Below are 2233 nucleotides of genomic sequence, written 5' to 3'. Positions count from 1 at the left end.
ATGGGGAGAATGAGAAGAAAGATACAGGAGAGGATTTAAGTGAAATTCAAGTTGTAGGGAAAGATATAGATATAAGCCTTGTATCAGAGTATTCTAGGAATATCTTAAGACGCATTGCAAAAAATTCAGGTTACAATAAAGTAGTGATTAGTAGCACAGCAAGGACACCTAGACGGCAAGCAGAAATTATGTATGATAATATTATTAATAGAGGAATGCAGGAGCAAAGAAAAACTTATAAACTATTTGGGCAAAAAGTTTTAGATATTTATGAAACTCAAAAGAAAGCAAATAAGAATAAGGAAGAAATTATACAAGCAATGACAAATAAAATTAATGAGCTTGGAGCTTCTAATGTATCAAAGCATTGTGCTGATTTCTCTACTCAAAATGTAGTGGATATTCCTTATTCATCTTTGGGCAAAAATAAAGAGAAATTTAAAAGTGAAGCCATTAAACTATTAGGTAGAACAAATGTCTTAGATGAAAATAATTGCTATCATATTGTAATACACCAACAACATTTAAAGGAGAAATAAATATGTATAAATATATAAAAAATGTTTTTATGACTATGATATTGTGTTTTAGTTTAGAAGCAAAAGACTTTATAGTGAATTGTGATAAATGTGTAATTGAGGTAAGTTTTACCGACGAAGAAGTGGAGCAATTCAAAAAAGAAAAGGGAGAAGATGACTTTTATGTCGCAGCAGATGATGCGAATTATTATGGCTATATGTTAAGAGAATATCTTAAGGCAAATGGTATAGAATCTAAGCATATTTCGCGTCTTGAGACACATTATACAAAGCTTGTGTTTCCAAATGAAAGTATAGATATTGCAAGACTTCATTGGATTTATGAATATTACTTATATCAAAAAGGCAAAAAACCTTATAAACTTATGGATATTTCAGCTCCACAAGACGAAATCAATGCTTATTTTAGCATTAAAAATCCAAAGCATTATAAAGAATGAAGGATAGTAATATAGATTAGGTTTGGATAATTGGTTAGAAGATGAGAATGTAACAGAGTTTGTTCTATTAAGTGGGGGAGTGTATGATGGGGAGAATGAGAGGAAAGAGAAGAAAGATACAGGAGAGGATTTAAGTGAAATTCAAGTTGTAGGGAAAGATATAGATATAAGCCTTGTATCAGAGTATTCTAGGAATATCTTAAGACGCATTGGCAAGGATTCTAACAATCCCGTCATTACAATTACAGATATAGCAAGAACACCGCCAGACCAAGCGAGAGAAATGTATAAAATGTGCAATCAAAAAGATGGTATAAGTAAGGCAAGACAAACCTACAAACTCCAAGTGCATTCAGTCATTGATATTTATGAGAATCTTAACCGACAAAACAAATCAGAAAATGAAATCAAAAATGCAATGGAACAAGAAATTAGACGATTGATTCCTAAAGGATATTTTCAACATTGTCAAGACTATAAGGTTAAAAACACTTTTGATGTTTCTGTGTGGAGACTGAAAAACTCTGCAAATTTCTTTAAAGTTGCTAGACAATATGAAAACACTCATCAAGGATTTAAAATAATTGATGAGAGGAGAAATGCAGAGAAATGCTATCATATAGAAATCACTCAACCTTAAAGGAGAAAGAATGTTTAGAGTTGTTTTATTAATCCTAGTAGCACTTAGTCTTAATGCAGGATTTTACGAAGAAAAACCAAAACCAGCAACACAAAATTGTAAAGTTATTTGTGAGAAATGTGGATTTTTTGTAAGTCAAACCAATGATTATTTAGATGAATACAAGGCTTCTTATGAAAATGAAGATGATTTTTATATTGTGATGGACGATTGGATTCATTATCTCTTTAAGACAGAGGACTATTTGAAAGTCAATGGGATTGAAGCAAATCTCTATGGAGAGGACATAAAAGAATGCCCAACTCTAACCTTTGGAGAGTATTCCTTAGAAGTTAGCAAGATTGATAGCTATTTTATCTTTATCCTCTATGAAAAAGGTAAAAAACCCTATGTGATTCAAGATATTGTGCTATCAGAAGATGAAATCAATACCTATTTTAACATCACAAATCCAAAGTATTATAAAGAAAGAAAAGGTGAGTATTATAGAAGTGAATAGTATTATAAAGAAAGAAAGGAGATTTCTTCAATCCTTTCAATACTCTAAAGACACTAAAGAATACAAAGAATCTACTCATTCTAAAGATACTTCTTTACAATCTATAAGTATTACT

The 2233-nt window shown here is 30.7% G+C and carries 4 protein-coding genes; all 4 read left to right on the top strand.

The genetic code is table 11. From position 1 onward, the window contains the following. The coding region (locus tag OQH62_RS08440) for a hypothetical protein (protein ID WP_266016109.1) at positions 1 to 539 on the top strand (539 nt) is incomplete at its 5' end. 2 nt (positions 540 to 541) lie between these two features. Then, positions 542 to 979 carry a hypothetical protein gene (locus OQH62_RS08435; RefSeq protein WP_266016107.1) on the top strand — a complete coding sequence of 146 codons (438 nt, stop codon included), beginning with the start codon at positions 542 to 544 and terminating at the stop codon, positions 977 to 979. A gap of 22 nt (positions 980 to 1001) precedes the next feature. Further along, positions 1002 to 1619, top strand: a complete 618-nt coding sequence (locus OQH62_RS08430) for a hypothetical protein (RefSeq protein WP_266016106.1) — start codon at positions 1002 to 1004, stop codon at positions 1617 to 1619. A 10-nt stretch (positions 1620 to 1629) separates the two neighbouring features. Beyond that, positions 1630 to 2118, top strand: coding sequence for a hypothetical protein (locus OQH62_RS08425; protein ID WP_266016105.1), 489 nt, complete (start codon positions 1630 to 1632; stop codon positions 2116 to 2118). Positions 2119 to 2233 lie beyond the last annotated feature (115 nt).

Source organism: Campylobacter sp. MIT 21-1684 (genome assembly GCF_026241315.1).
Taxonomy (GTDB): Bacteria; Campylobacterota; Campylobacteria; order Campylobacterales; family Campylobacteraceae; genus Campylobacter_D.
The sequence above is the reverse complement of the archived record's forward strand: the minus strand, read 5'-3'. Positions and strand labels throughout refer to the sequence as shown.